The sequence below is a fragment of the Bradyrhizobium sp. 187 genome (genome assembly GCF_023101005.1).
GTDB lineage: Bacteria > Pseudomonadota > Alphaproteobacteria > Rhizobiales > Xanthobacteraceae > Bradyrhizobium > Bradyrhizobium canariense_D.
This window is the reverse complement of the sequence record NZ_CP064693.1, coordinates 5504790-5528849: the sequence shown is the minus strand read 5'-3', so window position 1 is coordinate 5528849 and position 24060 is coordinate 5504790. Positions and strand designations below refer to the sequence as shown.

The following is a 24060-nucleotide window of genomic DNA, read 5'->3' as shown; positions in this document are numbered from 1 at the left end:
TCGCCGGGCTTTTCGTCCGGCGTCTGCTCGTGCAGGGCGGTCACGATTGGACCAGAAACGATGCTGTGGTGTTTCCTCCTCCTGATGAGAGCCACGGGTCCACGTGCGGAGCGGCCCGTTCTTGTTGTTCCTGATACAATCCCTAACGACTTCGTCATCGGGAAACTTGCCCAAGAGAGAAGCTGGTTTGCTTGACAGCGCACGGGTCGGAAGTTTTTGATTTTGCAGTAGCGAATTCAGCGGCTTCCGCAACGCTTTGGCAGCGCCTTCACCGCTCAGGTTCCGCTTGACGGCGCTGCAACTAAGGCGGAGGATTAACTTACAAGGGTGGCAATGGAACGATGGCGCTCGTTCTAGAAGATCGCTCAAAATCGAGGTAAACGTCACGCAATCACGGTTCAGGGCTCCGGCAGCGCGGCTCGCGATTCGCGTCAAATCTCCGGATCAAACCAGTGGCTGGATTAATGTCCGACACGATTCACACGCTCTCGACGACGGGCATGACGCCGAAACGTCAGATCCAAAGCTGGATCGACGGGCTGACCAGCCTGTGTGGGCATTTCGACGTAGATCCGCTGGAAGCGTCTTCGCTCGAAGGCCGCATCGACTACACCAGCGTCTCGCGTCTGAAGCTCTGCCAGATCGAGGTCAGCCAACATCGCATCGCGCACACGCTGGCGCGCGCCAAGGCCAATGAACACCCGTATATCAAGATCCACTTCCAGACTTACGGCGTGTCCTATTTCGAGCAGGAAGGCCGCCACATCGAGCTGAACCCGGGCGACATCATCGCCTATGACGTCTCCTGTCCGCATTCGATCATCAGTCCCGCTTTCACGCGCCATGACGTGGTGATCGTGCCGAAGGCGCTGCTGCGCGACCGTGGATTCCCGTCGCAGCGAATGCCCGCCTGCAAATTGACCTCACGCACGGGGACGGGGCGCATCGCCCATGATTTCGTCCATGCGACCTTCGACGAGGCGGCCAAGCTGTCGGCGAACAGTGCGGTCGGCGTCGCCGATTCGCTGATCGACCTCTTGCTGCTGCCGCTGCGCGAGGCCGACACGATGCTCGATCGCGTCGGACCCGAAGCGACCTATGTGCGCGCGCAATTCTTCATCCGCGAGCATTTGCGCGATCCGGATCTGTGCATCGACCAGATCTCCGGCGAACTGGGCTGCTCCAAGCGTTATCTGCACATGCTGTTCTCGGAGCGCGGCACCACGGTGAGCGACTACATCTGGCAGGCGCGTCTTCAGAATTGCCGCCAGGAGCTCGAGGCCCACGCCGGCAAGACCATTACCGACGTCGCGTTCTCCTGGGGCTTCTCCAGCTCATCGCATTTCAGCCGGGTGTTCCGGAAATATTTCGGCGTAGTGCCGTCCTCGATCCACAAGGCGCAACAGGGCGCGGTTGCGGCGGACGAGCACTAGGCAAACGCCAGGTTCGGAGTCGACGCGACGGTTGACCGTCACGCGCCCGCGATGTCTCTCATGCCGATATGGCGATGTAGGGAATGCTGGTCAGGAGAGCGACGAGCAACACCGCGTTGCCCAGCATTCCACTCCAATGCAGTCGGCGTAGCCGGCGCGGGGCCTCGGCATCGCCGGCGTCCCTGGCGCTGAGCTGTTCGTCCATCTGTTGCATGAACCAGCGGCGCCCATAGATCGCCAAGGCTGCAAGGAGGCCAACGCCCATCGCTGCGACCAGACGACCGTCGAGCAGGAAAGCGACCGCTCCGATGATTCCGGCAACGCGCATCACCAGAAAATGCGCATTGAACATTCCGCGCAAAAGCTGGGCGACGGGCTGGATATCCAGCTTCACCAGCAGGAAGGCCGGAGACGCCAGGGTGAAATAGCCCATCGGAAAGAGTAGGATGATCATGACGGCTACGGCAACGCCATCCGGTGTCATGGGATCGGCCTTTCTCGTCCGCGCCGGCGAGACCTTCCCGCCAGCGTCGCACAATCATAGCGGGAAAATGCGCTTCCGGCACTAGGCTTTGGTCGGACGCCGCGCTGCGAAGGGCGTCATGCCTCGCGGTTCAGGCGGGTTCGAGGCCGAGCGATCGCGCGCTCTCGATCCAGATCGGCAGCTCGCGCTGATACAGGGCGTTGGTTTCCTTGAAGCCGATCGCGGGTTCGAGCACGAACGTGTTGAGAACCTCCTTCACCTTCGGATCGCTGTTGGCAGCGACGCAAAGCTCCGCCAGGCGGTCGACGACCGGCTGCGGTGTCGCTTTCGGCACGGCCCAACCGGAGAAGCCGCTGACGGTGAAGAATTTCGACGTCGCGCCCTGCTCGGGGAGGGTCTTGATATCAGGGATGGCGTCGACCTTCTTCGAATGCACCGCGAACACGGTGCCGCGATCGCTTTGCAAGACCGATTGCGCTGCGGTGTAGCTGCCCATGGCCACATCGAGCGTACCTTCCAGCATGCCCGTCCACATCGGGGCTTCGCCGCGATAGTGGATCGGCTCGATGGCAAGGCCATACTGCTTGTTGAGCTCGTGGACCGTCATATGCGGGGCCGAGCCCGCGCTATAGGTGCCGAAGTTGACTTTGCCGCTCTTGCGCGCAAAGGCGACGAAATCCTCCAGCGTCTTGACGCCGGTTTTCGGGTTCGCCACCAGCAACAGGCCGGCGCCCGGAATGACGCTGACCAGCGTCAAATCCTTGTCCATGTCGTAGCCGGGAGTCTTCATCACCACCCGGTTCATGATGTAGGTGGTCGAGATCGAGCACAGGATTGTGTGGCCGTCGGGCTCTGCGCGGGCGACCTCCGCCGTCCCGATCGCGCCGGCGGCACCGGGCTTGTTCTCGACGACGACGGTCTTTCCGACCTGCTTGGCAATGAATTCACCATAGGCGCGCGCGAGCAGATCGGTCTGTCCGCCGGCGGGATAGCTGCAAATCATGCGGATCTGCCGCGATGGCCACGCAGCCTGCGCCGAGGCGCCACGCGAGACGAAAGGCATCGCGAGTGTGGTGGTGCCGGCGGCGATGAAGCGGCGGCGATCGAGTTTTGCGGACATGATTCTCTCCCGGGTTGTCGCCGACGGTACTGCATCGGGTCGCCTCTGCCATGGGTGGCTGGCGAGACAGATTGGCGCATTCGAAGGGCCGCGCTGGGTGCGCCAGCTGTCCACTAGCGCTGAATGATCTTCAACCAGACGTCGCCAAGGATCGCAGGCTCCCGCGGCGGCAGATAGCTCAGCCCCGCCTGTGTGCCGAATTCGGCGATCTTGCCCTCGGCAGCAAGCCCGGTCAGCGCCTTGTTGACGGCGTCGAGCAGTGCGGGATCGCTGGCCAGCCCGACATAGCCGCGATTGGCCCCGATCGGATAGTAATAGCCGGACGCGGTGATCGCCGTGTCGGGGTGCGCGGCGCGATGGGCGTCGAAGCGGCCGAGGTCGATCAGCGTCGCGTCATAATCGCCACGGGCAAGTGCGCCGAGGAGATCATCGCGGCCGGGGACGAGATGCGTGATGTCGTCGATCAGGCGCCCCTTGTCGAAGGTCATGAGGATCGCATCGCCGAGCGAGCCGCTCTCGATGACGAGGCGCAGGCCGGCGAGATCTCCGATATCGCCGATGTTGCGACCCCGCGCCTTCGGCCCGAGCACGACCGTCATCGGCGAGTAGACATAGGGCTGGCTCGGCGCGAGCACGCCGAGCGCGACGCGGCGGCGCCGGTCGTCGCGCGTGGCGCCGGCAAAATCCGGCAAGCGCGCCGTTTTCATGCCGGGCTTGACGAGGGAGTCCGTCGTCAGCGCGTAGCCGCCGACGAGCGAGCAACGCCCATCGGACAGCAGCGCATTGGCCTCGAGCTGCGGGCTCGAATCCTCGTCCAGCTTGCTCTCGAACCACTGGATCGTCAGCGGCCGTCCGAGCCGGTCGGCGATCGCCTGCGCCAGCAGCACGTCGAAACCCGAGCCGGGCTTGCCCTTGTGATGCACGGAGAGCGGCGGCCTGACCTCGTCGAGACAAATCTTGAGCGGATCGTCGGCCGCGCGTGCAGCTGCGGCCGCCGCCGCGAGAATCGCGGCAATGCTCCAAACGGCCAGCCAGCGCCTCATGGTTTTCTCCGGCTCGAGATGAAGGCCCAGAGATTCCCGATCTCCTCGTCGCTGAGAATGTCAGCCCAGGGCGGCATCTTGTTGTTCTTGCCGTTCTTCACGGTGGTGACGAAGCGCGTCTTGTCGTCGGGGAAGGCGCGCAGGTCCGGCGTGATGGTGCCGGGGTTCATCATGTTGGGGCCGTGGCAGTGCGAGCATTTCTCGGCATAGGTCGACTTGCCGTGGTCGATCTGTGCCTGCACGGGATTGCCGGTTGAATCATCCGCGGCACGAACGGTCGCCGCAAGCGCGACCGTCAGCACCGCGACGGCGGCGAGGATCGCCACCGTCTTGTGAGATAGCTTTCTCAGCATCGTGCCGTGGTTATTGCTTGACCGCAAAAACCCAAAGTGAGCCGCCGGGCGGGACTTTGGCCAGCCGTTCGTCGCCGGAGAACAGCGAGTAGACGCCGCCATAGCCGCTCGTCACGGCGACATACTGCACGCCGTCCTGCTGCCAGGTCACCGGTTGTCCCTCGATGCCCGAGCCGGTCTGGAACTGCCAGAGCTTCTTGCCGGTATCGGCATCGAAGGCCTCGAACTCGCCGGTCAGCGCGCCCGAGAACACGACACCGCCCGCGGTCGACAGCACGCCGGAGAAGCGCGGGATGTCGCTGGGTGCTTCCCACTTCGCCTTGCCGGTCATGGGATCGATCGCCTTCAGATGACCGCGCGGGCCGTCACCCCATTCCCAGAGATCGGTGAGGTCCATGCCGAGATACCATTCACCCTGCTTGAAGGTGGCGGGTTCGGTCTTGTACCTGCCGCCGAAGGCGAGCGTGTTGGCGTAGGCGAGGCCGGTCTGCGGATTGAACGACATCGGCTCCCAGTTCTTGCCGCCGAGGATCGACGGATAGACGGTCACCTTCTTGCCCTCACGCGCATCCTTCGAGACGTCGGTCTCGATGGGACGTCCGGTCTTCATGTCGATTCCCGTCGCCCAGTTGACCTTCACGTAAGGATTGGCCGCGAGCAGCTTTCCGTTGGTGCGGTCGAGCACGTAGAAGAAGCCGTTGCGGTTGGCGTCCATCAACACCTTGGTCGGCTTGCCCTCGACGTTCATATCGGCGAGGACCATCTCGGCCACGCTGTCATAGTCGAACGGATTGTTGGGCGAGAACTGGTAGTGCCACTTGATCTTGCCGGTCTTGGGATCCATCGCCAGCACGGAGCAGGTGTAGAGGTTGTCGCCCGGGCGTACCGCCGAGTTGAACGGTCCGGGATTGCCGATACCCCAGTAAACCGTGTTCAGCTCGGGATCATAGGAGCCCGTAATCCAGGTCGAGCCACCGCCGAGCTTCCAGGTATCGCCCTTCCAGGTGTCGCCGCCGGGCTCATCCGGAGAGGGGATCGAATGGGTGCGCCACAGGTGCTTGCCCGTTGCGGGATCCCAGCCGTCGATGAAGCCGCGGGTGCCGAACTCGGCGCCGGAGATGCCGGTGATCACGACGCCGTCGGCGACCAGCGGCGCCACCGTCATCGAATAGCCTTCCTTGATATCGGCCGCCTTCTGTCGCCACAGCTCTTGGCCGTCCTTGGCGTCGAGCGCGATCACGTTGGCGTCCAGCGTGGTGCGGAACACCTTGCCCTCATAGAGTGCTGCGCCGCGATTGATGATGCCGCAGCAGACGATGCGCGGCGTTTCGGCAGGATACTCGACCTTGGATTTCCAGATCTGCTTGCCGGTCTTGGCGTCGACCGCCATGGTCGCGTTGTGCGACGTCACGTAGATCACGCCCTGGTACACCAGCGGCTGCGATTCCTCGCTGCGATCGTCGTTGAAAGAGTAGTTCCAGACCGGGACAAGGTTCTTGACGCTGTCCTTGTTGATCTGGTTCAGCGTCGAGAAACGCTGAAGATTGTAGCCCATCCCGTAGTTGAGAACGTTCGATGTATCGGTCGCGCCTTTGACCAGCTGCTCGCTGGTTTGTGCACTTGCACAAGTCGATGCAAGCATGACGAGGCTCGCGGCCATCGCAAAGCGTTTCATCCGTCCCTCCCAATATGCGCGCCTATTGACGCTGCGACAGCAACACTCCGCCCGAATGCAAAACGCGTCAATACGAAAGTCGTAATTGCGATGCCGATATGGTAGGCGGCGCGGGATGCCGTCACCTGACGGAGACCTGACAAAGCAACTCTCACTTGTGCGCAGGCGCTGAAGAAATTCCGCGGCATGGAGCAGAGCGCGTGCGCCACGGCAGCGGTCGCGCCGACGGGTTCTGCAAGTTGTGCGGTGCGCAGGCTGCAATTCGGGACTTGAACCGAGGCTCGCTTGTGGACTTATGTCGTTTCGATCCGGTTCGAATCGGAGCTCTTGGTGAGGGAGGTTTTCATGATATCGCGTCGCTCTGTTGCACTTGCGCTCACGATTGCACTGCTGTCCGGTCCGGCATGGTCGGCCTCCGGCAACGCGGTCAAGACGTTCGATACCGACAATGACGGCACCCTCGATCTTGCCGAGGTGAAGAAGGCGGCGGCGGCGTTGTTCGCCAAGCTCGATCCCGATCACGACGGCACGCTCGACGCCCGCGAATTGCGCGGACGGTTAACAGCGAAAGAACTCGCCGCCGCCGATCCCGATCGCGACGGGACTCTCACGCTCGACGAATATCTCTCGGTGGTGGAGCAGCGCTTCAACGCGGCGAATCCCGACAAGGATGGAACGCTGGATGCGAAGGAGCTGAACTCGCGCGCCGGTCGCGCGCTGCTGCGCTTGTTGCGGTGAGAACCGCGCCGCTTGACTGGGAGCGAAGGCGAGTTGCCCGAGAGAGAAATTTGCAAGCGCGATGCGACAGTTCGCTGTGTCAACGGTGCGATTCCAGACTTGCGCTGTGGCTGACGCAGCCCTAGGTTTTCGCCGGCGCGATGTCGCGCTCAATCCCTTGGGAGTCCCCGAATGGCCTGGAAAGCTCCGAAGATCGTGGAAGTGCCGGTCGGCATGGAAATCAACATGTACGCCTGCGCTTTGCGCAAGTAAGACCACAAGTAAGACTGACGACCTGCCGCGGCTTCGATGGCAACCACCGTCGAAGCCGTGGTAGTGTCGGGGATGCGCGCGAGAGCCCTTACATTCTGGACCATAGCCGCCTGCACCGTCGCGCTCGCGCCGGCATGCGTCCGCGCCGAAGAGGGCTTCGATACCGAACACATCTTCGGCTTCATGATCGGTACCGATGTCGGCAATCCCGGCGAGCGCGAATTCCAGACTCAGACGACAGGCCGATTCGGCAAAGGAGGCGGGACCTATCGCGCCCTCTCGCAGGAGGTCGAGATCGAGATCGTGCCGCTGCCGAACTTTCGCATCGAGGTCGGCGGCACTGCCACCCTGCACGACATCACCGGCGTCCCCGACATCGGCGACCGCCGCCAGTTCAATTTTCAGGGCGCTTCGCTCGACCTGCGCTATCGCCTGCTCGATCGCGAGCGCGCGCCATTCGGGTTGACCGTCGCCGCCGAACTCCATGGCGACCGCATCGACGAGACTTCTGGAGCAAAAGGGCGGATGTACGGTACCGATTTCACGCTCGCCTTCGATCGCGAGCTGATCCCGAACTTCGCCATCGGGGCGCTCAACCTGATCTATCAACCCGAATGGGCGCGTTTCGAAATGGCGGGACTGTCCGAAAAGAGTTCGACCATCGGCGCGGCCTTCGCCGGCCTGGTGCGCGTGCGGCCCGATGTGCTGCTCGGCGGCGAGGTGCGCTACTTCCGGCAGTACGAAGGCATCGGCCTCGGCGAGTTCGCAGGACAGGCGCTCTTCGTCGGTCCGACCGCTTATTTCCAGCTTTCCGAGCGCTCGCGCCTGACCATGAGCTGGAGCATGCAGGCATGGGGCCGGCCGGCCGGATCGGGCGGCAATCTCGACCTCGTCAATTTCGAGCGCCACCAGGCAAGGCTGGTCTTTGGAGTTAATTTCTAGCGCTCGGGGAGAGTTGACAGGCAATTCCCGCTTTATTTCGGGCGGCCGGATTGAAACTTCCCGCTCATCGGAACGTAATCTTTTGTGCTAACTTCATCGCCTCTGCGAGGATCCCGGCATGAATCCGATCGACCTGGTGGTGACTGTGTGTGCGTTGCTCTCGCCAGCGACCTGCGAGGAGCAACATCTGGTGTTCAACTATGCGGGGTCGCCGACGCAATGCGCGATGGCTGCGCCGCCCTATATCGCGCAATGGATTGGTGACCATCCGAAGTGGCAGGCGGTGCGGTGGCGCTGCGAATATCCGCATCCGAACGACAAGGCGTAAAGCCCTGAGCTGCGTTGCCGGTCGCGACTGGCTTAGGTCCTCATCCTGAGGAGCTTGCGAAGCAAGCGTCTCGAAGGATGGCCGCAGGGCGACAGACGGGCCTGCATGGTTCGTGACGCGCGTTCCGCGCTCCTCACCATGAGGGGATAACGCTCGTAACGCAGCCCCCGTTACTTGCTGCAGTCCTTCAGATCCTTGTCGGCGATCGAGAACACCGCATCCGCCTTGATCTCGATGTCGCGCACGATGCATTGCCGCGCATTGGGATAGCTGACCCTGGCGTCGTAGCGGCCGGGCTCGACGCCGGTGATGCGCAGCCGCTCGTCGTGGTCGACCTCCTTGTCTTTGTCGTTCAGGCACTGGTTCGGCCCCCACTCGGTCTTCCCGGCCGGGGAGAGCTGGAAGCCGGAGATCGCCTCCGTCGTCAGATTCCAGAGCCGGATACCCTTGCCCTTGGCCTGGGCGAGCGCCGCGCCCGGCATCGCAACCAACAGGATGCCGATCGCAATCAGCGTACGCCGCATGATGACCCTCCCGCGAAGATGTCGTTGGTCCAATTGACCATGAGTTCTCATTGCGATTCAAGCTGCAACGCCGCGAGCTCGGCCCTGATCTTGCCGAGTTCGGCCTCGCTGCGCTCCGCGCGCGGGATGGCAATCGGCACCTCGCGCACGATGCGCGCCGGTCGCGGCGACAGCAAGAACAGGCGGTCGCCGAGCCGGATCGCGTCATCCAGACTGTGGGTGACGAGCAACGTCATCACCGGACGGCGCGCCACCAGCGTCGCGATCTCGTCGCGCAAACGGCCGGCGAGTGCGTCGTCGAGCGAGGCGAGGGGCTCGTCGAGCACGAGCAGGTCAGGCTCGACGGCAAAGGCGCGAGCGAGCGCGACGCGCCGGGCGAGGCCAAGCGACAGCTCGCCTGGAAAATGACTGCGATGCGCGTCCAGCTCCAGGATCCTGAACAGCTCGGCGAGCTTGGCGTCGGTGACATCGGGTGCCGCAAGCCGCACATTCTGCTCGACCGAGCGCCATGGCAGCAGCCGCGGCTCCTGGAAAACCATACCGATCCGCGCTTCCGGCGGGCGCGAGACGCGTCCCTCGAAATCGCGGTCGAGGCCGAGGATAATGCGCAGCATCGTGCTCTTGCCGCAGCCGGACGGTCCGATCAGCACGCCGACCTCGCCGGATTGAAGCGCGAAGCTGACCGGCGCGAGCACCTCCTGCGTCCCGCCCGCGGCACTCTTGAACCTCTTGCCTGTGATATCGACCTCAAGCCGCACGGGGTCGCCATCGTGTTGCGCGGGCTTCGAACGGTTGCACCAGCGCGGTCTCGATCACGAGCACGACGGCGGCGAAGGTTAGCGAATAGGCCAGCAGCCGCGGCGTGTCGAACAGCTGGAAGGCGACGCCGATCTCGAAGCCGACGCCGTTGGGTCGCCCCAGGAGTTCGGCGACCAGCACGATCTTCCACACCAGCGACAATCCGGAGCGGGCTGAGGCTGCGATATAGGGCGCCAGTTGCGGCAGCACGACGTGGCGGAAAGCGCGCCAGCGCGGCATCGCGAACACGCTCGCCATCTCGTCGAGCGAGCGGTCGAGCGCGCGCGCGCCCTCGCGCAGGGTGACGATGGCGGTCGGCAACTTGTTGATGGCGATCGCCGCGATCGCTGCGGCTTCGGTGAGCCCGGCCCAGATATAGGCCAGCACGATCACGACCAGCGCGGGCAGGTTCAGGAGCAGGATTAGCCAGGGATCGCCGAGCCGGTCGGCGAGCTTCACCCGTCCCATCAGATAGCCGATGGCGCTGCCGAGCGACATCGCCAGCACGAAGGCGAGGCTTACGCGGGCAAGCGTTGCGCCGAGATGCAGGAACAGCGCGCCGCTCGATGCTTCCGCGACGACGACGTCGAGCACGGCGGGCGGGGAGGGCAGCTTCGCGGCGCCGACGAAGAGGGCGGCGATCCACCAGATCGCGAGCAACAGGGCAAACGACAGAAGACGCAGCACCTCACTCCCCGGCAACTGCGTGAAAGAACGTGCCGGGATCGAGCTCGGCAGCCGGGCCGACGAGGTCGCGGCCGCCGGTCTCGGCCAGCACGCGGTAGAGCACGCGCGCGTCCCTTTCTTCGTCATCGATGCTCCGGCGCGGAATGCCGTCGCGATAGCGCTCGCGATAAGTCTTGAGCAGGGTGGCATCGCTCGTGCCGGTGAGCGGTGCGATCTTGTCCCAGGCGGCATCGGAGGTCACCAGCAGCTGCTTGGCCTTGCGGGTCATCGCGATGAAGCGCGCCACCGCATCGCGATGACTTGCCGCCCAGGTTTCGTCGAAGACATAGCCGACCGCGGAGACCGCGCCCTTGGCGCCGAGTTTCGGCAATATGTCCTCGATACCGGCAAGGCGTCTAAAACCCTTGGCCTCCAGCTGTGCGCAGAAATTCCAGAAATTGAGGCTCGCATCCATCTCGCCGTCGAGCGCCTTGGCGGCGAGCAGAGGCGGAGCACCATAGACGATGGTCGCCTCCGATTTCAGGTCGATGCCGTCCTGCTTCATGCGCGCCTGGAGCAGCAGCCAGCTCTTGTCGATGGGACCGCCGCCGACGGCGAGCTTGCGGCCCTTCAAGTCGGCGAGCGACTTGATCGGCGAGGAGGCCGGCACCATCACCGCGCCGAGCGCGCTGGAATAGGGATAGAAGGTGAGCTTGGCGCCAAGCGTGCGCTCGCGAGACACCCACAGCCAGTCGGAGAGGATGATGTCGGCATTGCCGGCGCGCAGCGCGATCTTGCCGGCCTCGGGGCTCGCAAGCTCGGCGACGTCGAGCGACAGGTCGGCCTCCTTGTCGAGGCCGTTGGCGCGGATCGCGGCCAGCTCCCAGGAGAATGTTCCGGTCTTCTGCACCGCAAGGCGAATCGTATCCGCGGCGCGGCCGGGCCCGGTTAGCGTCAGCGCCAGCGCCACCGCGAGCGCCAATGATCCACCAAATGTTCTCATCACGTTGTGAGCCGTTTCCTCTGACAGAAGTGCTTTTCAGGACAATACGCATAGCATAGCTTCCGTCGCAACCAGCGGGAGGACGCTCATGAATCTGGCCGGACAGCTACGACCGATTGTCGCCGCATTGGCGGTGTGGGCTGCGACCGCGCTCGCCGCGCAGGCTGAACAGGCCAATGATTATCCGACGTCGGCGCGTGCCGAGTATGTCTATGGCTGCATGAAGGCGAATGGCGAGAGCCGGCAGGCGATCGAACAATGTTCCTGCTCGATCGACGTGGTGGCCTCGATCGTGTCCTATGAGCGCTACGTTACCGCAGAAACCGCGCTCAGCATGTCCCAGGTCCGCGGCAATCTCGGCGTCCAGTTCCGCACCTCGGAGCAGGCGAACTCGGCCGTGAATGATTTGAGGCGTGCCCAGGCGGAAGCCGAGGTGAGGTGTTTCTGACCGCTTGGTTGTACGACCACCGTATTCGTCATGCCCGGGCTTGTCCCCGGGCATCCACGTCTTGGCGGCACCTAAGATCGTGGATGGCCGGGACAAGCCCGGCCATGACGACCGGGAGCCTCACGTCCCCGGCTTCTCCACGTCCCACTCGTTCCGGAACACGTGTCCGTCCGTGTCCTTGGCTTCCGCGCGAAAACGCCTGGCGCCGTTGGATACATAGGTGAAGCGCAGATTTGGATCTTCCGAGATCGAGATGCCGCCTTCCATCGACAGCACGGGGCTGTCGTCCTGCGTCAGCTTGAGCTGGTTGATGAAGAAGGCGGGAATGTAGAGCTGTGTGACCTGGTCCATCTGCAGGCCGGAATTGTTGGGATGGCCGATCATGATCTGCGCTTCCCGCATGCGGCTCGCCGGGGCCTCCTCGCGCGCGAATTGGCGGTAGCGCATCTGGCCGAGCCGGTTCTGGGCCTCCTCGGCATTCTTCCCTGCTGGTGCCGAGCAGCCGCCGGAGGCCTTCACGTAGACTTTCGAGACATAGAGCTGGCCATCGCTGAGCTCGGCCACCGCATGAACGTCGGTGTAATTGTTGACGCGCACGCGGGTCGAGATTTCAGTGACGTTGGCATCCGGTCCGAGCTCGAACTTCGCCGCCATCGGCGCGGGATTACGATCGATCACCAGCGTGATCGAACGGATGCGGCGGGCATCGCCGGGCGAGAGCTTGCTGCGCAGGGTCACCGGCACGATGGCCGCGTCTTCGGCACGATACGGCATCTCGATTCCAATGACATTGCCGCCGTCATTCATCGGACGGCTGCTGAAGATGTCCTGCACCAGGCCCGGCCAGGGATCGTAAGCCTCTTCCGCCTGCGCCGGCACGGCGAATGCAATGCCGAGGAGCAGGGCGATCAGAGGCAGTCGGCGCGTGCATCCCGTCATGGTCATGGTCCCGCGGACGAAGCAACGTTTCACGCATCGTAGCGCGTCCGCTACTCCCATTCAATTTCCGAAAATGCTGCGGTTGCGTTGCGGGCGTTGTAGTCGTCGAACAGCTCCCAGTGCGGCCGTTCCGAGGCGGCGGCCCTGTCTGCAGCGGTTCGGATCGGCTCGCCCTTCTTGTTCGACGCCCGGATGTCCGCCAGCAGTGCCGTCAGATAGCGCCGTTCATCGGTCAGCGCGGCAGGCCATTCACTCACAGGTCCGTGACCGGGAACGACGCGCTGCGCCGGAATGCTCTCGAGTTCCGCGAGGATGCGAAGCCAGCCGCGAATGCTGCCGTCCATCACCGGAATATGGCGGAGGAAGATGAGGTCGCCAGTGAACAGCGTCTTCGTCATCTCATCGAACACGGTCAGGTCATTGTCGCTGTGCCCGGCCGGCCAAGCCCGCAGGTTGAGGCGGCGCGCACCGAGATCGAGCATCAGGGTGTCCGTGACGAGCATTGTGGGCGGCACGATTTTCACGGGAGATATCAATTCGTCGCCCATGATGCGCCTAAAATTGTCGAGATAGTACGGCCCACGGGCAGCGAGCGCCCGCGGCAATCGGCTGTGACCGACGAAAATGGTGTCCCCGGCGACGAAAGCCGCATTGCCGAAAACATGGTCGGGATGGCCGTGGGTATTGATGACGTAGCGGATCGGCTTGCTGGTGCGGGCCCGCACCGCCGCCAGCAGCGCCTCGCCCTCGCGAACGCTACCGCCGGTATCAATCACGGCCACCGCATCTTCGCCCACGATGAAGCCGACATTGGCGATGTCGCCCTCGTTCTCGCGGGTCATCAGGGCGATGGTCCCGGAGTGTACGAAGATTCCCGGCGCGACTTCGCTCACAGGCAATTCGGCCGCTGCGGCGCATGCTAGCGTCGCTGTTACCAGGGACAAGGCTGCGATCACGAGAGCGATGCGAGACACTTTTCAGCCTCAGTTCAAAGGTTGCGCGCATTGCACTGCAACAAAGAAAGCCAGCACAAAGTCTGGCAAAACATGGCGCGTCATGCGTTGCATGGCTAGCATTCAAACAAGCCTAGGAGGAAGCGCGATGACGGAGGCCGGACGACATCGTCGCTGGTTGCTTTCACTGAGTATCCTGGTTGCGTCTTGCGCGTTCGGCGACGTCGCCATAGCGCAGACCAACGAGACGGGTGACCTCTCGTTCGAACTGGTCGACCCCAAGGTGCTACGCGTCTGTTCCGACCCGCGCAATCTGCCGTTCTCGAATGAGAAGGGCGAGGGGTTCGAGAACAAGCTTGCCGAGCTGTTTGCGGACAAGCTCCAGAAGAAGCTCGACTATGTCTTTTTTCCGCAAGCCACCGGCTTCGTGCGCATGACGCTCGGCTCGCATCGCTGCGACGTCATCATGGGCTTCCCCCAAGGCGATGACCTCGTGCAAGGCACCAATCCCTACTACCGCACGAGCTATGCCTTGGTCGCGAAAGCAGGTAGCGGGCTGGAGGAGGTCGACACGCTGGAGGATGCCAGGCTCAAGGGCAAGCATGTCGGCATCGTCGCCGGCACGCCGCCTGCGACCAACATGGCCATTGCGGGACTGATGGGTGATGCAAAGCCCTATCCGCTCATGATCGACACGCGCTACGACAATTCGGCGCAGGCAATGATCGATGATCTCACGGCGGGCAAGATCGACGCCGGCGTGCTGTGGGGACCGATGGCAGGGTTCTACGCGAAGAAGGCGGGGTCGCTTCATGTCACGCCGCTGGTGAAGGAAACCACCGGGCCAAAACTGGTCTATCGCATCGGCATGGGCGTGCGTGGCGCCGACCAGAACTGGAAGCGGCAGCTCAACAAGCTGATCCAGGAGAACCAGGGCGAGATCAACAAGATCCTGCTCGATTTCGGCGTGCCGCTGCTGGACGAGAACGATCGGCCGCTTGGCGCGGAGACGACCAAGAAGGCACCATGAGGCAGACGCCATGAGGCGGCACCTTGCGGCTGCGCTGGTCGGCGCCGTGCTGGTGGCGCCGGTCGTTGCGCAGCAGCAGGAGCCGTTCGAGCCCGAAGGCTATCGCACCGACAACTACCGCGCGCCCGTGCCGCCGACGCTCGGCGGCGCGCGCGTGCTGTCGACGTCAGAAGCCGAGGCGATTTGGCGCGCGAAGAGCGGCGCCTTCATCGACGTGCTGCCGCGCGCGCCGAAGCCGAAAAACCTTCCCGCGGGTACCGTTTGGCGCGAGGCGCCGCGCAAAAATATTCCGGGCAGCATCTGGCTGCCGGATACCGGCTACGGCACGCTGCCGCCCGCCATGGACGACTATTTCCAGCGCGGCCTGGCGCGTGCATCACACGGCGATAAGAACGCGCTGCTCGTGATCTATTGCCTGGCCGATTGCTGGATGTCCTGGAACGCCGCCAAGCGCGCGCTCGCGTATGGCTACTCCAACATCGCCTGGTATCCCGATGGCACCGACGGCTGGGAGCGTGCAAAGCTTCCTACTGAGGAGGCGCAGCCCGAGCCGCGGCCGGAGCAATAGGCAAGAGATCGTCATGCCTGGGCTTGCCCGGGCATCCACGTTCTTGGTGCCTCGTGGCTGTGCGTGGATGGCCGGGACAAGCCCGGCCATGACGCCCTGTCGCACGTGGGAAGAGGCGAGGAAAAGCTTACTGCTTCTGCAACTTCGTCAGCGTGCCCGTCCCGTTATTGTCGGTCGCAGAGTAGCTCACCCTGTCGCCGGCGTGGACGGCGTCGAGCATCGCGGCATCCTTGGCCTTATACTCCTGGAGCGCGCCGGCGCCGCCTGCGCTGCCGCCGACTGTGCCCTTCTGCGTCTGCTGGATCGAAATCGTGCTGTTGAGCCGATCTATCCGGGTGACCATTCCGGTCAGATCGTCAGCGAATGCGCTGCTTGCGAGCATGCTGATGGCTGCAGCGCCTGCGAGGATGAATTTCGTGGTTCCCATCGAGGCCTCCCGATGCCTTGGATTACCCGTCGACAAGACATCCTAGACCGATTTGGTTCCGGCATATAGCACGGCGGCAGGTTAATGATCGCCATGGAGGCGCGGGAACCGGCCGCAAGCGGTCAATGAGGCTGACTCTATTCCATTTCCTGCTGGATCACGCGTCCAAGCGCAAACAGCCGCTGGTCGATGGTGGTGGGAACCTCGCAGACGAATCGCACCACCTTGTGGCGGTCCTCGAAAATGCGAGTCTTCCAGATCAGCTCGTTGCTGAGCGCATCGACCTTAGCCTCGTCGCGCGGCGTGGCGCCTTGGAGCGCCTGAAGCTGGACGCTCTCCTCGCGGATCTTGTCGGCGGCTTCGCGCTGCTTGCGGCTGACGCGTTCCAGCCCGCTCATGACCTGCGAGCGCTGAGCGTTGAGCGTGTCGAACAGGCCTGCGAACAGCAGTTTTGCGTTCGTGGTCTTGTCGGCCGCGGAGCCCGCCAAAAACTCCTTCACCAACTTCTCGCCCTCGTCCAGCGGCGTCTTGCGTGCCGACAGTTTGGCGACCAGCGCGCTGACCTTGGCGTCGTCCTTCCATTTGTTCTGCACGTCGTCGAGCGGAGGACCGGCCCATACGGCGGCGAGCGAAATTTCCGGCACTTTGGCCTGCGTGCAGGGCCAATCCGGATAGCGCGGATCGGCCGCGCGTGCCGCCGTGCTCGCGGCTGCGAGCATCAGAGCGGCCATGGCCAGAACCCGAACCGTCATCCTTCGCCTCCCGCAGGCCCCCGTCGCGCCAGCCCGCGCGAGGGATCATAGGCCAGAATCGCGCCGATCATGAAGACGATTGTGCAGGTCGCGACCACCGCCAGCGAGATCCAGTTGATCTGTCCGTACAGCGCGAAGCGGATCAGCTCGACCGCATGGGTGAACGGATTGGCCTCGCAAACATAGTAGAGATATGGGCTGCCCTCCTGCACCCGCCAGAGCGGGTAGAGTGCCGATGAAGCGAAGAACATCGGGAAAATGACAAAATTCATCACGCCGGCAAAGTTCTCCAGCTGCTTGATGCCGGAGGAGATCAGCATGCCCAGCGAGCCCAGCATCAGTCCGGACAGGATCAGGGCCGGCAGCACGGTGAGATAGCCCGATAGGGGAGGGGTGATGTCCCAGAACCAGGCTATCAGCAGGAACGCGTAGACCTGGAGCAGCGACACCGCGGTGCCCGCGAGCAGCTTGCAGAACAACAGGTAGCCGCGCGGCAGTGGGCTCACCAGCAGCGTGCGCATGTTCCCCATCTCACGGTCATAGACCATCGAGAGCGAGGACTGCATGCCGTTGAAGAGCTGGATCATGGCCATCAGCCCCGGCGCGATGAAGACCTCGTAGAGGATGTAGGTCTCGTAGGGCGGGATGATGGAGATGCCGAGCACCTGGCGGAAACCGGCGGCGAAGATGAACAGCCAGACCAGCGGCCGCACCAGCGCCGAGACGAACCGCTCGCGCTGGTGCAGGAAGCGCAGTCCCTCGCGCCAGACAATGCCCGTGAGGCAGGTCATGTATTCGGCGGCCGAGAAGCCGCGCTGCGCCTCGCGCGTGGTGATGCTGCTCATGCGCCGCCGCCCGGCAGGGTCTGCGCGCCGGTCAGGCGCATGAAGGCGGTGTTGACGTCCTGCGCGCCGGCTTCCGCGACGACGCGGCTCATCGGTCCCTGCGCCAGCACCTTGCCCTGATGCAGCACCACGAGATCGTCACCGGCCATGATTTCGTCGAACAGATGCGTGGCCCAGAGTACGCCGATGCCTTGCTCGCTCACGAGCTGGCGCACATGGCTGATGATGTCGGCGCGCGCCTTGACGTCGAGGCCGACGGTCGGCTCGTCCAGCAAGAGCAGGCGCGGCCGGTGCAGCAGCGCCCGGGCGATCTCCAGCCGCCGCATCTGCCCGCCCGAGAGATCGCGCACCTTGCTGCCGGCGCGCTCGGTAAGCCCGATGCGACCGAGCAGCTCGGCGGCTCGAGCGCCGGCTTCGCGGCGGCTGATGCCGTGGAGTGCGGCGTGATAGAGCAGGTTCTGCGTCAGCGACAGATCGAGATCGAGCGTGCGCGGCTGGAACACGACGCCGAGCAACCGCAGCGCCTCGCCGGGACTCTTGCTGATGTCATGGCCGAAAATGCCGACGCGGCCGGACTGGATGCCGAACAGGCGCGTGATCAGCGAGAACAGCGTGCTCTTGCCCGCCCCGTTGAGGCCAAGCAGGGCCGTGAAGCTCGCGGGCTGCACGTTGAAGGACACGTCCATCAGCGCGCGGCGCGGTCCATAGGCGTGGCTGACGTCGTCGATCGATAGCGCGGGCACGGTCGCCGGATCGGGCCTTGGTGTTTCGCGTTGTTCGGCGATGGGAACAGGGCTGGTCATGGCGCGATCGTGATACCCCAGGGCAGTTCGCCCACTTGAATGGTCTTGATCACCTTTTGCGCGGCGACGTCGATGACGGAGACGTCGTTCGAGACGCCATTGGTGGTGAGCAGAAATTTTTCGTCCGGGGTGAATGCCATGTGCCAGACCCGCTGTCCCACCAGCAGATATTTCGTCACCTTGCGCGAGGCGGTATCGACCACGGCGACGCGATTGGCGGGACCGAGCGCGATGAAGGCGGTCTTGTCGTCCCGGGTCATGCCGATGCCAACGGGCTGGATCGCCTCTTTCCTCAACCCCGGAATCTCGAAATTGATCTTGCCGGTCACCTCGTGCTTTCCGGGGTCGATGATCGAGACGGTGCCGCCGATCTCCGAGGACACCCACAATTCGGAAGCGTCGTGCTTGAATTCGGCAAAGCGCGGTCGCGCGTCGACCAGCACGTTGGCGACGATCTGGCGCGACGACGTGTCGATGAAATGCGCCATGTTGGTGGTCTCGGACGTGTTGATCAGCGTCTTGCCGTCCGGGCTGATGGTCATGCCCTCGGGCTCGACGCCGACCTGGATGTCGCCAAGGCGAGCGCGCTTCTCGAGGTCGATCACGGTCACTGTGTTGTCGTTCTCGTTGGCGACATAGAGGACCTTGCCGGCGGCATCCTGGGCGAACAATTCAGGGTCGGGACCGGAGGGCAGGCTGTCCACCACGGTTTGCGTCTTCGCGTCGATCATCTGGATCGTGTCGTCGTCGCCGACCGCGACCATCACGAACTTTCCGTCGCGCGTGAAGTCGATGCCACGCGGGCGCTGGCCGACCTTGATGGTCTTGGTCACCGTCCAGCTTTCGGTATCGATCACCGACACCGTGTTGCTCTTCTCGTTCGAGACATAGGCGATGAACGCATGCGCCGGCGCTGCCGCCAGCGCCAATCCGGACAGCAACCCAACACGCCACGCGCGGAACGTCCAAGTCCTCACTTTAATGTCCTCACTTCAGCTTGCATTTGCTCTCCGGGCGGTCATAGCCGAGCGTGTCGAGCTCGGAGACCTGGTGCAGGAAACCTTCTTGCGGCGACACCGACACCACCATGCGGCCATCGACCAGCAGGATCGGCTGGCGCAGCTGCAGGTTCCAGTCGCGCAAGGTCAGCTTCGTGCCCTTGAAGGCGGCGACCGAGAACTCCGGGCCCTTGATGAAATCGGTGACCTTCTTGACCTCGCCGGAATTGGTGCGCGACGTGGCCTCTCCGATCATGCGCACGGCGGTCCACGCCTGCATGTCGAGCGCAGTCATCCGCCGCGCGTTGAGCTTGACGAAGCGGTTCTGCATCTGGATCGCGCCCCACTGGTCCTGCGCAGCGTCCCAGCTCCGCGGCACGAGGCCGGCCGAGCCCGCGACAGGCCGTGGATCCCAGGTGCGATAGGGCAGGTAGGCGCCGAACACCTCGCTCTCGTCAGCGGCGACCAGTACATCATAGGCCGGAGCTTGTTGCGTGAACACCGGCATCTGCCGCTGGATCAGCGTCACGCCGGAGTCCGTGCGGCGCGCGCCGCCTTTGTCTTCGAAGCTGCGCTCCTGCACGATCTTGGCGCCGAACCGCGTCGCGGTGCGCCGGAGCGCATCGGCGAACAGTCTGTCCTCGTCATGCGAGCCAACCACGAGCAGCCAGCGCTTCCATTGCTTCCACACCAGATACTGACCGAGCGCATCGGCCAGCATTGCGCGCGTCGGCGCGGTGTGGATGACGTTGGCACGGCAATCGGCCTCGCGCAGCCGCTCGTCGATCGCGCCGGCGTTGAACAGCAACGTGCCGCGCTCGCGCAGGGCGTCGGCGACCTTCAGCAGCGTGTCGGCCGGCAGGTCGGCGATGATGAAGCCGTTGCGTGCGGCGAGCTCTGTCGCGGCCTGCACGGCATCTTCGCCCTCCTTGATACGACGCTCCTCCAGCGCAAATCGCTGGTTGAGGAATTTGCCGGTAGTGTTGTTGTCCTCGATGGCCAGGCGTGCGCCGGCGACGCCGTCATTCTCCGCGGGCTGCTCGACCAGCGACAGCGTTGATCTGGTGCCGGCGATTCCGAGATAGCCGACGCCGATCATGACAGGGTCGGCTGCGAGCGCACTCGTCGCAGCAAAACCCAGGCAGATCAGGCCGACCAACCATCGGATCATGTTTCCTCCAGATGTTCTCCCCGGCTTGACCGCCGATGGAGAATTGTCTCTGCTAAAGCATGACCGATTTGTCAGGGCATGCAACCCCGCATTTCGTCCTCACGCCGCCACGCCGGGAATCACGATCATGCGAGCGCTGATATGTTTCGCCGCTTTGCTGTTGACGGGCTCGGCCGCATTCGCCGATCCGCCGAAACTCGCGGTGTTCGATTTCGAACTGATCGACACCAGCCTGCCTGGCGAGTTCTACGGCTCCAAGCCCGAGGAAGCGCGGCTCGACCTCATCAGCGAGCAGTTGCGCAAGGCACTGGTTGAGTCAGGCAGGTTCCAGCTGATCGATATTGCGCCGGTCCGGGATGCGGCCCGTCACGCCAATCTGCAGGCCTGCGGCGGCTGCGACCTCAAGCTTGCCGGGCAGCTGGGTGCCGATTTGGAAATCACTGGCATGGTGCAGAAGGTCTCGAACCTGATCATCAATCTGAACATCTACCTGCGCGACGTGAAGACCGGCAACATGATCACGGCCGCCAGCGCCGATATGCGCGGCAACACCGATGAATCCTGGACGCGCACGATGAGCTATCTGATCCGCAACCGCTTGCTGGCGCCGAACTACGGCAAGCCGTGAGGGAGATATTTACCCCTTCAATCGCTCCGCATGCCAGTGCAGGTGATCGCCCATGAAGGTCGAGATGAAGTAATAGCTGTGGTCGTAGCCCGCCTGCCGCCGCAGCGTCAGCGGAATGTTGGCCTTGGCACAGGCCGCCTGCAGCAATTCAGGACGAAGCTGCTCTTTCAAAAAGTTATCGGCCTCGCCGACGTCGACGAGGAAGCCTGAAAACTTCGCGCCGTCCTCGATCAGCGCCACCGTGTCGTGGCTGCGCCAAATGTCCTTGTTCGGCCCGAGATAGCCGGTCAACGCCTTGATGCCCCAGGGCACGAGCGACGGCGCGACGATCGGCGCAAAGGCGCTGGCCGCGCGAAAACGGTGCGGGTTGCGCAGCGCGACCGTCAGCGCGCCATGGCCGCCCATCGAATGGCCCATCACCGATTGGCGCTTCGCATCGACCGGAAAATTTTCCGCCACGAGTTTCGGCAGTTCGTCGGTGACGTAGCTCCACATGCGATAATTGCTTGAAAACGGCGCTTCCGTCGCGTCGACATAGAAGCCGGCGCCAAGACCGAAATCATAGGCATTATTGGCATCGCCGGGCACGTCGGGGCCTCGCGGGCTGGTGTCGGGCGCGACGAAGATCAAGCCGAGCTCGGCGCAGGCTTTGCGGAATTCGCCCTTCTCGGTGACGTTGGCGTGCGTGCAGGTGAGGCCGGAGAGATACCAGACCACAGGCAGCTTGGCGCCCTGTGCGTGCGGGGGAACATAGACCGAGAACGTCATGTCGGTTCCGGTCGCCTGGCTGGCATGGCGATACACGCCCTGCACGCCGCCATAGGATGTATTGGTCGAGACAGTCTGGATCGTCATGCCGTTATGCTCCGTGGCATCAAACCACATCAGGATTGCAACGCTTGTGTGACCGAATTCGCGGCGGCCGTCAGGCCACGCCGCTGTCGATCGCCAGCCGCACCAGCTCGACAGAGGTTTTCACCCCGAGCTTCTGGCGCATGATGGACGAGGTGTTGGCGACAGTCTTGTAGGACGACTGCACCAGCCAGGCGATCTCGGATAGGCTCTTTCCGGCGCTGAGCAGCCGCAAAATCTCCATCTCGCGCGCGTTCAGCTTCGACAGCGGGCTTTGCGCCAGCGCGGGTCCCGCAAAGGCGATGCTGCGCGCGATCGCGCTCGGCAGATAGGTGCCGCCGCCGCCGACGGTGCGAATCGCCTCGACGAGATCGTCGGGGTCACCGGTCTTGGAGACATAGCCCTTGGCGCCGCACTCGATCGCCCGCGCGGCAAAAGCAGGGTCGTCGTTCATGCTGAACATGATGATCCGGGCCTCGGGCGCGCGCTCGAGGATGCGGCGCGCGAGCTCGAAGCCGGACACGGTCGGCAGGTTGATGTCGATGATCGAGAGGTCGGGGCGCTCGACGATGAAGACGCACTCGCCGTCTTCGGCGTCGGCGGCCTCCAAAATCTCGATCTCGCCCTCGTCCGCCAGCACGGCACGGCAGCCGGAGGCGACGATGGGATGATCGTCGACGATCAAAATGCGCATAGGCGTTCCTCGCGACAGCGTCTTGGCCTGTTTCGCGCCCGGCCGGGATTGCTGTACGCTTTCGATTAGATATCGGGCGCTTCGCCTCTGTCAACGTTATCGGACAAGGGGCAGGCCAATCCTTCGCGGGGGCACGGGCGATACCAATGTGGCAAAATCTATCCTTGCGCGGGCGCATCAACCTGCTGCTGGCGCTGCTGCTGGCGCTGGGACTCGCCGTCAATATCGGCCGCCAGGTCGCGGAAGCCGGGCCGCGCGTGCAGGCCGAGGACCAGAGCGTGATCCGGCTCGCGCGCGAATTCATCGAGATGATCGTTGCGGATCTCAACGAGGCGCCCGATCCGGATGCCAGGCTGAACCAGATCGCACGCGACCTCAGCCGCCTGCGCCATGTCAGCATCGCGCTTCGGGACGAAGCCGGCCGTCCGCTGACGCAGCCCCGGACCGACGCCGATGACGACACCCGCGCGCCGCCGGCCTGGTTCGTCAGCCTGGTTCATCCCGAGCAGACCGCGGTGAGCGTGCCCGTCTCGATCCATGGCAAGCCGGGTTCGCTGCTGATCACCTCCCATCCCGATGACGAGATCGCCGAGATCTGGGACGCCATCGTGACCCAGCTCGAGGTCGGCTCGGTGATCGCGCTGGCGCTGTTCCTGGTGATGATGAATGTGATCGGCCGGGCATTGGCGCCGCTCCAATCCCTTGCGGACGTGATGGCCGAGCTCGAAGACGGGCGTTATCAGGCGCGCGTCGCGCCGGGCGGCGCGCCGGAACTCGCCGCGATCTGCACCAAGCTCAACCATCTTGCGGCAACGCTCAGTGACGCCATCGAGGACAAGCGGCGCCTCGCCGAGCGAACGGTGTCGCTCCAGGACGTCGAGCGCAAGGAGATCGCGCGCGAGCTCCATGACGAGTTCGGGCCATACTTGTTCTCGCTACGCGCGCATGCCAGCGCGCTGGCGAAGCAGGCGGACGGACGCGCCCCGAATGCGGAGGCCGTGCGAAAACACGGCAGTGCCATGCTGGAGCAGATCAACGCGCTTCAGCAGTTCAATCGCCGCGTGCTGGAGCGCCTCCGGCCAGTCGGCCTGGCCGAGTTCGGCCTGCGCCAGGCGCTGGAATCGCTGTCGCGGCTGTGGCGGGAGTCGCATCCCGATGTCACCATCGAGACCGTGATCTCGCCGGCGCTTGGCGTCACCGGGGAGACCGCCGACCTCACCATCTACCGCATCGTGCAGGAGGCGCTCACCAACGTGTTCCGCCACGCCGGCGCGACCTCGGTTAACGTCGTCATCGAGCCGGTGGCGGAGGCGGCAAGCGACGGCCGCAGCTGTGCCCGGGTGCGGGTCAGCGACAATGGCCGCGGCATGGAGCCCGGCCAAAAGCTCGGCTTCGGGCTCGTCGGCATGCGCGAGCGGATTCTCGCGCTGGGCGGCACGCTCAACGTCGTCTCGGGTGACGGTGGTCTGACCGTAGAGGCCCTGGTCCCGACGGCAGCGGCCTGATCGCGTCGGGAAAAATTCCCGATTTGGTCGGGAAATTTGGTGCGATACGGCCCGACCTTTTGTGGCTGGCGCACGCATTCCTGCCGAT

The 24060-nt window shown here is 63.9% G+C and carries 29 protein-coding genes; 10 read left to right on the top strand and 19 right to left on the bottom strand.

Annotation, left to right across the window (positions count from 1 at the left end):
• Positions 1 to 464: 464 nt before the first annotated feature.
• Positions 465 to 1433: a helix-turn-helix domain-containing protein gene (locus IVB19_RS26780; RefSeq protein WP_007601369.1), complete on the top strand. Its 969-nt coding sequence runs from the start codon at positions 465 to 467 to the stop codon at positions 1431 to 1433.
• 58 nt (positions 1434 to 1491) lie between these two features.
• Here the strand turns inward: IVB19_RS26780 and IVB19_RS26775 are convergent, their stop codons facing one another.
• The 5 genes from IVB19_RS26775 to IVB19_RS26755 all read right to left on the bottom strand — a co-directional run bounded on the left by IVB19_RS26775 (position 1492) and on the right by IVB19_RS26755 (position 6108).
• The gene (locus tag IVB19_RS26775) at positions 1492 to 1917 is read right to left on the bottom strand and encodes a hypothetical protein (protein ID WP_085350671.1); all 426 of its coding nucleotides are present in this window, start codon (positions 1915 to 1917) and stop codon (positions 1492 to 1494) included.
• Positions 1918 to 2047: 130 nt separating this feature from the next.
• On the bottom strand, positions 2048 to 3037 hold the full coding sequence (locus IVB19_RS26770; RefSeq protein ID WP_085384845.1) for a Bug family tripartite tricarboxylate transporter substrate binding protein: 990 nt from the start codon (positions 3035 to 3037) through the stop codon (positions 2048 to 2050).
• Between the two features lie 113 nt (positions 3038 to 3150).
• On the bottom strand, positions 3151 to 4080 hold the full coding sequence (locus IVB19_RS26765) for a substrate-binding periplasmic protein (protein WP_018460303.1): 930 nt from the start codon (positions 4078 to 4080) through the stop codon (positions 3151 to 3153).
• The gene (locus IVB19_RS26760; protein ID WP_018460302.1) at positions 4077 to 4433 is read right to left on the bottom strand and encodes a c-type cytochrome; all 357 of its coding nucleotides are present in this window, start codon (positions 4431 to 4433) and stop codon (positions 4077 to 4079) included. The genes IVB19_RS26765 and IVB19_RS26760 overlap by 4 nt, the downstream gene beginning before the upstream one ends.
• A 10-nt stretch (positions 4434 to 4443) precedes the next feature.
• Positions 4444 to 6108, bottom strand: a complete 1665-nt coding sequence (locus IVB19_RS26755; protein ID WP_247820098.1) for a methanol/ethanol family PQQ-dependent dehydrogenase — start codon at positions 6106 to 6108, stop codon at positions 4444 to 4446.
• Positions 6109 to 6453: 345 nt separating this feature from the next.
• Between IVB19_RS26755 and lanM the strand changes: the two genes are divergently transcribed.
• From lanM to IVB19_RS26735, 4 genes are all read left to right on the top strand, one after another.
• Positions 6454 to 6846, top strand: a complete 393-nt coding sequence (gene lanM, locus IVB19_RS26750; RefSeq protein WP_026233996.1) for a lanmodulin LanM — start codon at positions 6454 to 6456, stop codon at positions 6844 to 6846.
• A gap of 171 nt (positions 6847 to 7017) precedes the next feature.
• Positions 7018 to 7098 (top strand): pyrroloquinoline quinone precursor peptide PqqA, encoded by an 81-nt coding sequence (pqqA, locus tag IVB19_RS26745; protein ID WP_018460299.1) that lies wholly within the window; start codon positions 7018 to 7020, stop codon positions 7096 to 7098.
• Positions 7099 to 7134: 36 nt separating this feature from the next.
• Entirely contained in the window at positions 7135 to 8040 is a 906-nt protein-coding gene (locus tag IVB19_RS26740; protein ID WP_018460298.1) for a DUF6662 family protein, read from the top strand.
• 118 nt (positions 8041 to 8158) lie between these two features.
• A complete protein-coding gene (locus IVB19_RS26735) occupies positions 8159 to 8368 on the top strand; it encodes a hypothetical protein (RefSeq protein WP_018460297.1) in 210 nt (69 codons plus the stop codon).
• A 170-nt stretch (positions 8369 to 8538) separates the two neighbouring features.
• Here the strand turns inward: IVB19_RS26735 and IVB19_RS26730 are convergent, their stop codons facing one another.
• From IVB19_RS26730 to IVB19_RS26715, 4 genes are read right to left on the bottom strand one after another with little or no spacing between them, the layout of a single operon-like run.
• Entirely contained in the window at positions 8539 to 8892 is a 354-nt protein-coding gene (locus IVB19_RS26730; RefSeq protein WP_018460296.1) for a hypothetical protein, read from the bottom strand.
• 47 nt (positions 8893 to 8939) lie between these two features.
• Positions 8940 to 9650, bottom strand: coding sequence for an ABC transporter ATP-binding protein (locus IVB19_RS26725; protein WP_018460295.1), 711 nt, complete (start codon positions 9648 to 9650; stop codon positions 8940 to 8942).
• Positions 9640 to 10377: an ABC transporter permease gene (locus IVB19_RS26720; protein WP_018460294.1), complete on the bottom strand. Its 738-nt coding sequence runs from the start codon at positions 10375 to 10377 to the stop codon at positions 9640 to 9642. Before IVB19_RS26720 ends, IVB19_RS26725 begins: the two co-directional genes overlap by 11 nt.
• A 1-nt stretch (position 10378) precedes the next feature.
• Positions 10379 to 11359 (bottom strand): ABC transporter substrate-binding protein, encoded by a 981-nt coding sequence (locus tag IVB19_RS26715; RefSeq protein ID WP_204513979.1) that lies wholly within the window; start codon positions 11357 to 11359, stop codon positions 10379 to 10381.
• An 88-nt stretch (positions 11360 to 11447) separates the two neighbouring features.
• On the opposite strand from IVB19_RS26715, the gene IVB19_RS26710 reads away from it, so the two are divergent.
• Complete coding sequence (locus IVB19_RS26710; protein WP_018460292.1) at positions 11448 to 11807, top strand: hypothetical protein; 360 nt, start codon at positions 11448 to 11450, stop codon at positions 11805 to 11807.
• Between the two features lie 120 nt (positions 11808 to 11927).
• Here the strand turns inward: IVB19_RS26710 and IVB19_RS26705 are convergent, their stop codons facing one another.
• Both IVB19_RS26705 and IVB19_RS26700 read right to left on the bottom strand, forming a co-directional pair.
• Entirely contained in the window at positions 11928 to 12746 is an 819-nt protein-coding gene (locus IVB19_RS26705; protein WP_026233994.1) for a quinoprotein dehydrogenase-associated SoxYZ-like carrier, read from the bottom strand.
• Between the two features lie 50 nt (positions 12747 to 12796).
• Positions 12797 to 13720: a quinoprotein relay system zinc metallohydrolase 2 gene (locus IVB19_RS26700; RefSeq protein ID WP_026233993.1), complete on the bottom strand. Its 924-nt coding sequence runs from the start codon at positions 13718 to 13720 to the stop codon at positions 12797 to 12799.
• A 127-nt stretch (positions 13721 to 13847) separates the two neighbouring features.
• On the opposite strand from IVB19_RS26700, the gene IVB19_RS26695 reads away from it, so the two are divergent.
• The gene (locus IVB19_RS26695; RefSeq protein ID WP_247295105.1) at positions 13848 to 14729 is read left to right on the top strand and encodes a substrate-binding domain-containing protein; all 882 of its coding nucleotides are present in this window, start codon (positions 13848 to 13850) and stop codon (positions 14727 to 14729) included.
• A gap of 10 nt (positions 14730 to 14739) precedes the next feature.
• Positions 14740 to 15297 carry a PQQ-dependent catabolism-associated CXXCW motif protein gene (locus tag IVB19_RS26690; protein ID WP_018460288.1) on the top strand — a complete coding sequence of 186 codons (558 nt, stop codon included), beginning with the start codon at positions 14740 to 14742 and terminating at the stop codon, positions 15295 to 15297.
• A 127-nt stretch (positions 15298 to 15424) separates the two neighbouring features.
• On the opposite strand, the gene IVB19_RS26685 is transcribed toward IVB19_RS26690, so the two are convergent.
• The 6 genes from IVB19_RS26685 to pedA1 all read right to left on the bottom strand — a co-directional run bounded on the left by IVB19_RS26685 (position 15425) and on the right by pedA1 (position 20293).
• Positions 15425 to 15724, bottom strand: a complete 300-nt coding sequence (locus IVB19_RS26685; RefSeq protein ID WP_007601401.1) for a copper-binding protein — start codon at positions 15722 to 15724, stop codon at positions 15425 to 15427.
• A gap of 137 nt (positions 15725 to 15861) precedes the next feature.
• Positions 15862 to 16476 carry a hypothetical protein gene (locus tag IVB19_RS26680; RefSeq protein ID WP_026233992.1) on the bottom strand — a complete coding sequence of 205 codons (615 nt, stop codon included), beginning with the start codon at positions 16474 to 16476 and terminating at the stop codon, positions 15862 to 15864.
• Positions 16473 to 17321 (bottom strand): lanthanide ABC transporter permease protein PedC, encoded by an 849-nt coding sequence (gene pedC, locus IVB19_RS26675; RefSeq protein ID WP_018460286.1) that lies wholly within the window; start codon positions 17319 to 17321, stop codon positions 16473 to 16475. The genes IVB19_RS26680 and pedC overlap by 4 nt, the downstream gene beginning before the upstream one ends.
• A complete protein-coding gene (gene pedB, locus IVB19_RS26670; RefSeq protein WP_018460285.1) occupies positions 17318 to 18124 on the bottom strand; it encodes a lanthanide ABC transporter ATP-binding protein PedB/LutE in 807 nt (268 codons plus the stop codon). Before pedB ends, pedC begins: the two co-directional genes overlap by 4 nt.
• Positions 18121 to 19101: a YVTN family beta-propeller repeat protein gene (locus IVB19_RS26665; RefSeq protein ID WP_026233991.1), complete on the bottom strand. Its 981-nt coding sequence runs from the start codon at positions 19099 to 19101 to the stop codon at positions 18121 to 18123. Before IVB19_RS26665 ends, pedB begins: the two co-directional genes overlap by 4 nt.
• A gap of 10 nt (positions 19102 to 19111) precedes the next feature.
• A complete protein-coding gene (gene pedA1 / locus IVB19_RS26660) occupies positions 19112 to 20293 on the bottom strand; it encodes a lanthanide ABC transporter ABC transporter substrate-binding protein PedA1 (protein WP_018460283.1) in 1182 nt (393 codons plus the stop codon).
• Between the two features lie 127 nt (positions 20294 to 20420).
• Between pedA1 and IVB19_RS26655 the strand changes: the two genes are divergently transcribed.
• Complete coding sequence (locus tag IVB19_RS26655; protein WP_018460282.1) at positions 20421 to 20921, top strand: DUF3280 domain-containing protein; 501 nt, start codon at positions 20421 to 20423, stop codon at positions 20919 to 20921.
• A gap of 9 nt (positions 20922 to 20930) precedes the next feature.
• Here IVB19_RS26655 and fghA read toward each other — a convergent pair whose 3' ends face one another.
• Together fghA and IVB19_RS26645 are read right to left on the bottom strand one after the other, a co-directional pair.
• The gene (gene fghA, locus IVB19_RS26650) at positions 20931 to 21776 is read right to left on the bottom strand and encodes an S-formylglutathione hydrolase (protein ID WP_018460281.1); all 846 of its coding nucleotides are present in this window, start codon (positions 21774 to 21776) and stop codon (positions 20931 to 20933) included.
• 70 nt (positions 21777 to 21846) lie between these two features.
• On the bottom strand, positions 21847 to 22467 hold the full coding sequence (locus tag IVB19_RS26645; protein ID WP_018460280.1) for a response regulator: 621 nt from the start codon (positions 22465 to 22467) through the stop codon (positions 21847 to 21849).
• Between the two features lie 146 nt (positions 22468 to 22613).
• Here IVB19_RS26645 and IVB19_RS26640 point away from each other — a divergent pair, with 146 nt between their 5' ends.
• Positions 22614 to 23972: a histidine kinase gene (locus tag IVB19_RS26640; RefSeq protein ID WP_026233990.1), complete on the top strand. Its 1359-nt coding sequence runs from the start codon at positions 22614 to 22616 to the stop codon at positions 23970 to 23972.
• The last annotated feature ends 88 nt before the right edge of the window (positions 23973 to 24060 follow it).

Bases quoted from the DNA above. Each gene is read 5' to 3' on its own strand.
- pedC (WP_018460286.1), bottom strand. From the start codon at position 17,321: ATGAGCAGCATCACCACGCGCGAGGCGCAGCGCGGCTTCTCGGCCGCC.
- IVB19_RS26775 (WP_085350671.1), bottom strand. From the start codon at position 1,917: ATGACACCGGATGGCGTTGCCGTAGCCGTCATGATCATCCTACTCTTT.
- IVB19_RS26735 (WP_018460297.1), top strand. From the start codon at position 8,159: ATGAATCCGATCGACCTGGTGGTGACTGTGTGTGCGTTGCTCTCGCCA.
- IVB19_RS26715 (WP_204513979.1), bottom strand. From the start codon at position 11,359: ATGAGAACATTTGGTGGATCATTGGCGCTCGCGGTGGCGCTGGCGCTG.
- IVB19_RS26655 (WP_018460282.1), top strand. From the start codon at position 20,421: ATGCGAGCGCTGATATGTTTCGCCGCTTTGCTGTTGACGGGCTCGGCC.
- IVB19_RS26770 (WP_085384845.1), bottom strand. From the start codon at position 3,037: ATGTCCGCAAAACTCGATCGCCGCCGCTTCATCGCCGCCGGCACCACC.
- IVB19_RS26685 (WP_007601401.1), bottom strand. From the start codon at position 15,724: ATGGGAACCACGAAATTCATCCTCGCAGGCGCTGCAGCCATCAGCATG.
- pedA1 (WP_018460283.1), bottom strand. From the start codon at position 20,293: ATGATCCGATGGTTGGTCGGCCTGATCTGCCTGGGTTTTGCTGCGACG.
- IVB19_RS26690 (WP_018460288.1), top strand. From the start codon at position 14,740: ATGAGGCGGCACCTTGCGGCTGCGCTGGTCGGCGCCGTGCTGGTGGCG.
- IVB19_RS26755 (WP_247820098.1), bottom strand. From the start codon at position 6,108: ATGAAACGCTTTGCGATGGCCGCGAGCCTCGTCATGCTTGCATCGACT.
- IVB19_RS26695 (WP_247295105.1), top strand. From the start codon at position 13,848: ATGACGGAGGCCGGACGACATCGTCGCTGGTTGCTTTCACTGAGTATC.
- IVB19_RS26730 (WP_018460296.1), bottom strand. From the start codon at position 8,892: ATGCGGCGTACGCTGATTGCGATCGGCATCCTGTTGGTTGCGATGCCG.
- pedB (WP_018460285.1), bottom strand. From the start codon at position 18,124: ATGACCAGCCCTGTTCCCATCGCCGAACAACGCGAAACACCAAGGCCC.
- IVB19_RS26645 (WP_018460280.1), bottom strand. From the start codon at position 22,467: ATGCGCATTTTGATCGTCGACGATCATCCCATCGTCGCCTCCGGCTGC.
- IVB19_RS26710 (WP_018460292.1), top strand. From the start codon at position 11,448: ATGAATCTGGCCGGACAGCTACGACCGATTGTCGCCGCATTGGCGGTG.
- IVB19_RS26780 (WP_007601369.1), top strand. From the start codon at position 465: ATGTCCGACACGATTCACACGCTCTCGACGACGGGCATGACGCCGAAA.
- IVB19_RS26760 (WP_018460302.1), bottom strand. From the start codon at position 4,433: ATGCTGAGAAAGCTATCTCACAAGACGGTGGCGATCCTCGCCGCCGTC.
- IVB19_RS26680 (WP_026233992.1), bottom strand. From the start codon at position 16,476: ATGACGGTTCGGGTTCTGGCCATGGCCGCTCTGATGCTCGCAGCCGCG.
- lanM (WP_026233996.1), top strand. From the start codon at position 6,454: ATGATATCGCGTCGCTCTGTTGCACTTGCGCTCACGATTGCACTGCTG.
- pqqA (WP_018460299.1), top strand. From the start codon at position 7,018: ATGGCCTGGAAAGCTCCGAAGATCGTGGAAGTGCCGGTCGGCATGGAA.
- IVB19_RS26740 (WP_018460298.1), top strand. From the start codon at position 7,135: ATGGCAACCACCGTCGAAGCCGTGGTAGTGTCGGGGATGCGCGCGAGA.
- IVB19_RS26765 (WP_018460303.1), bottom strand. From the start codon at position 4,080: ATGAGGCGCTGGCTGGCCGTTTGGAGCATTGCCGCGATTCTCGCGGCG.
- IVB19_RS26640 (WP_026233990.1), top strand. From the start codon at position 22,614: ATGTGGCAAAATCTATCCTTGCGCGGGCGCATCAACCTGCTGCTGGCG.
- IVB19_RS26705 (WP_026233994.1), bottom strand. From the start codon at position 12,746: ATGACGGGATGCACGCGCCGACTGCCTCTGATCGCCCTGCTCCTCGGC.
- fghA (WP_018460281.1), bottom strand. From the start codon at position 21,776: ATGACGATCCAGACTGTCTCGACCAATACATCCTATGGCGGCGTGCAG.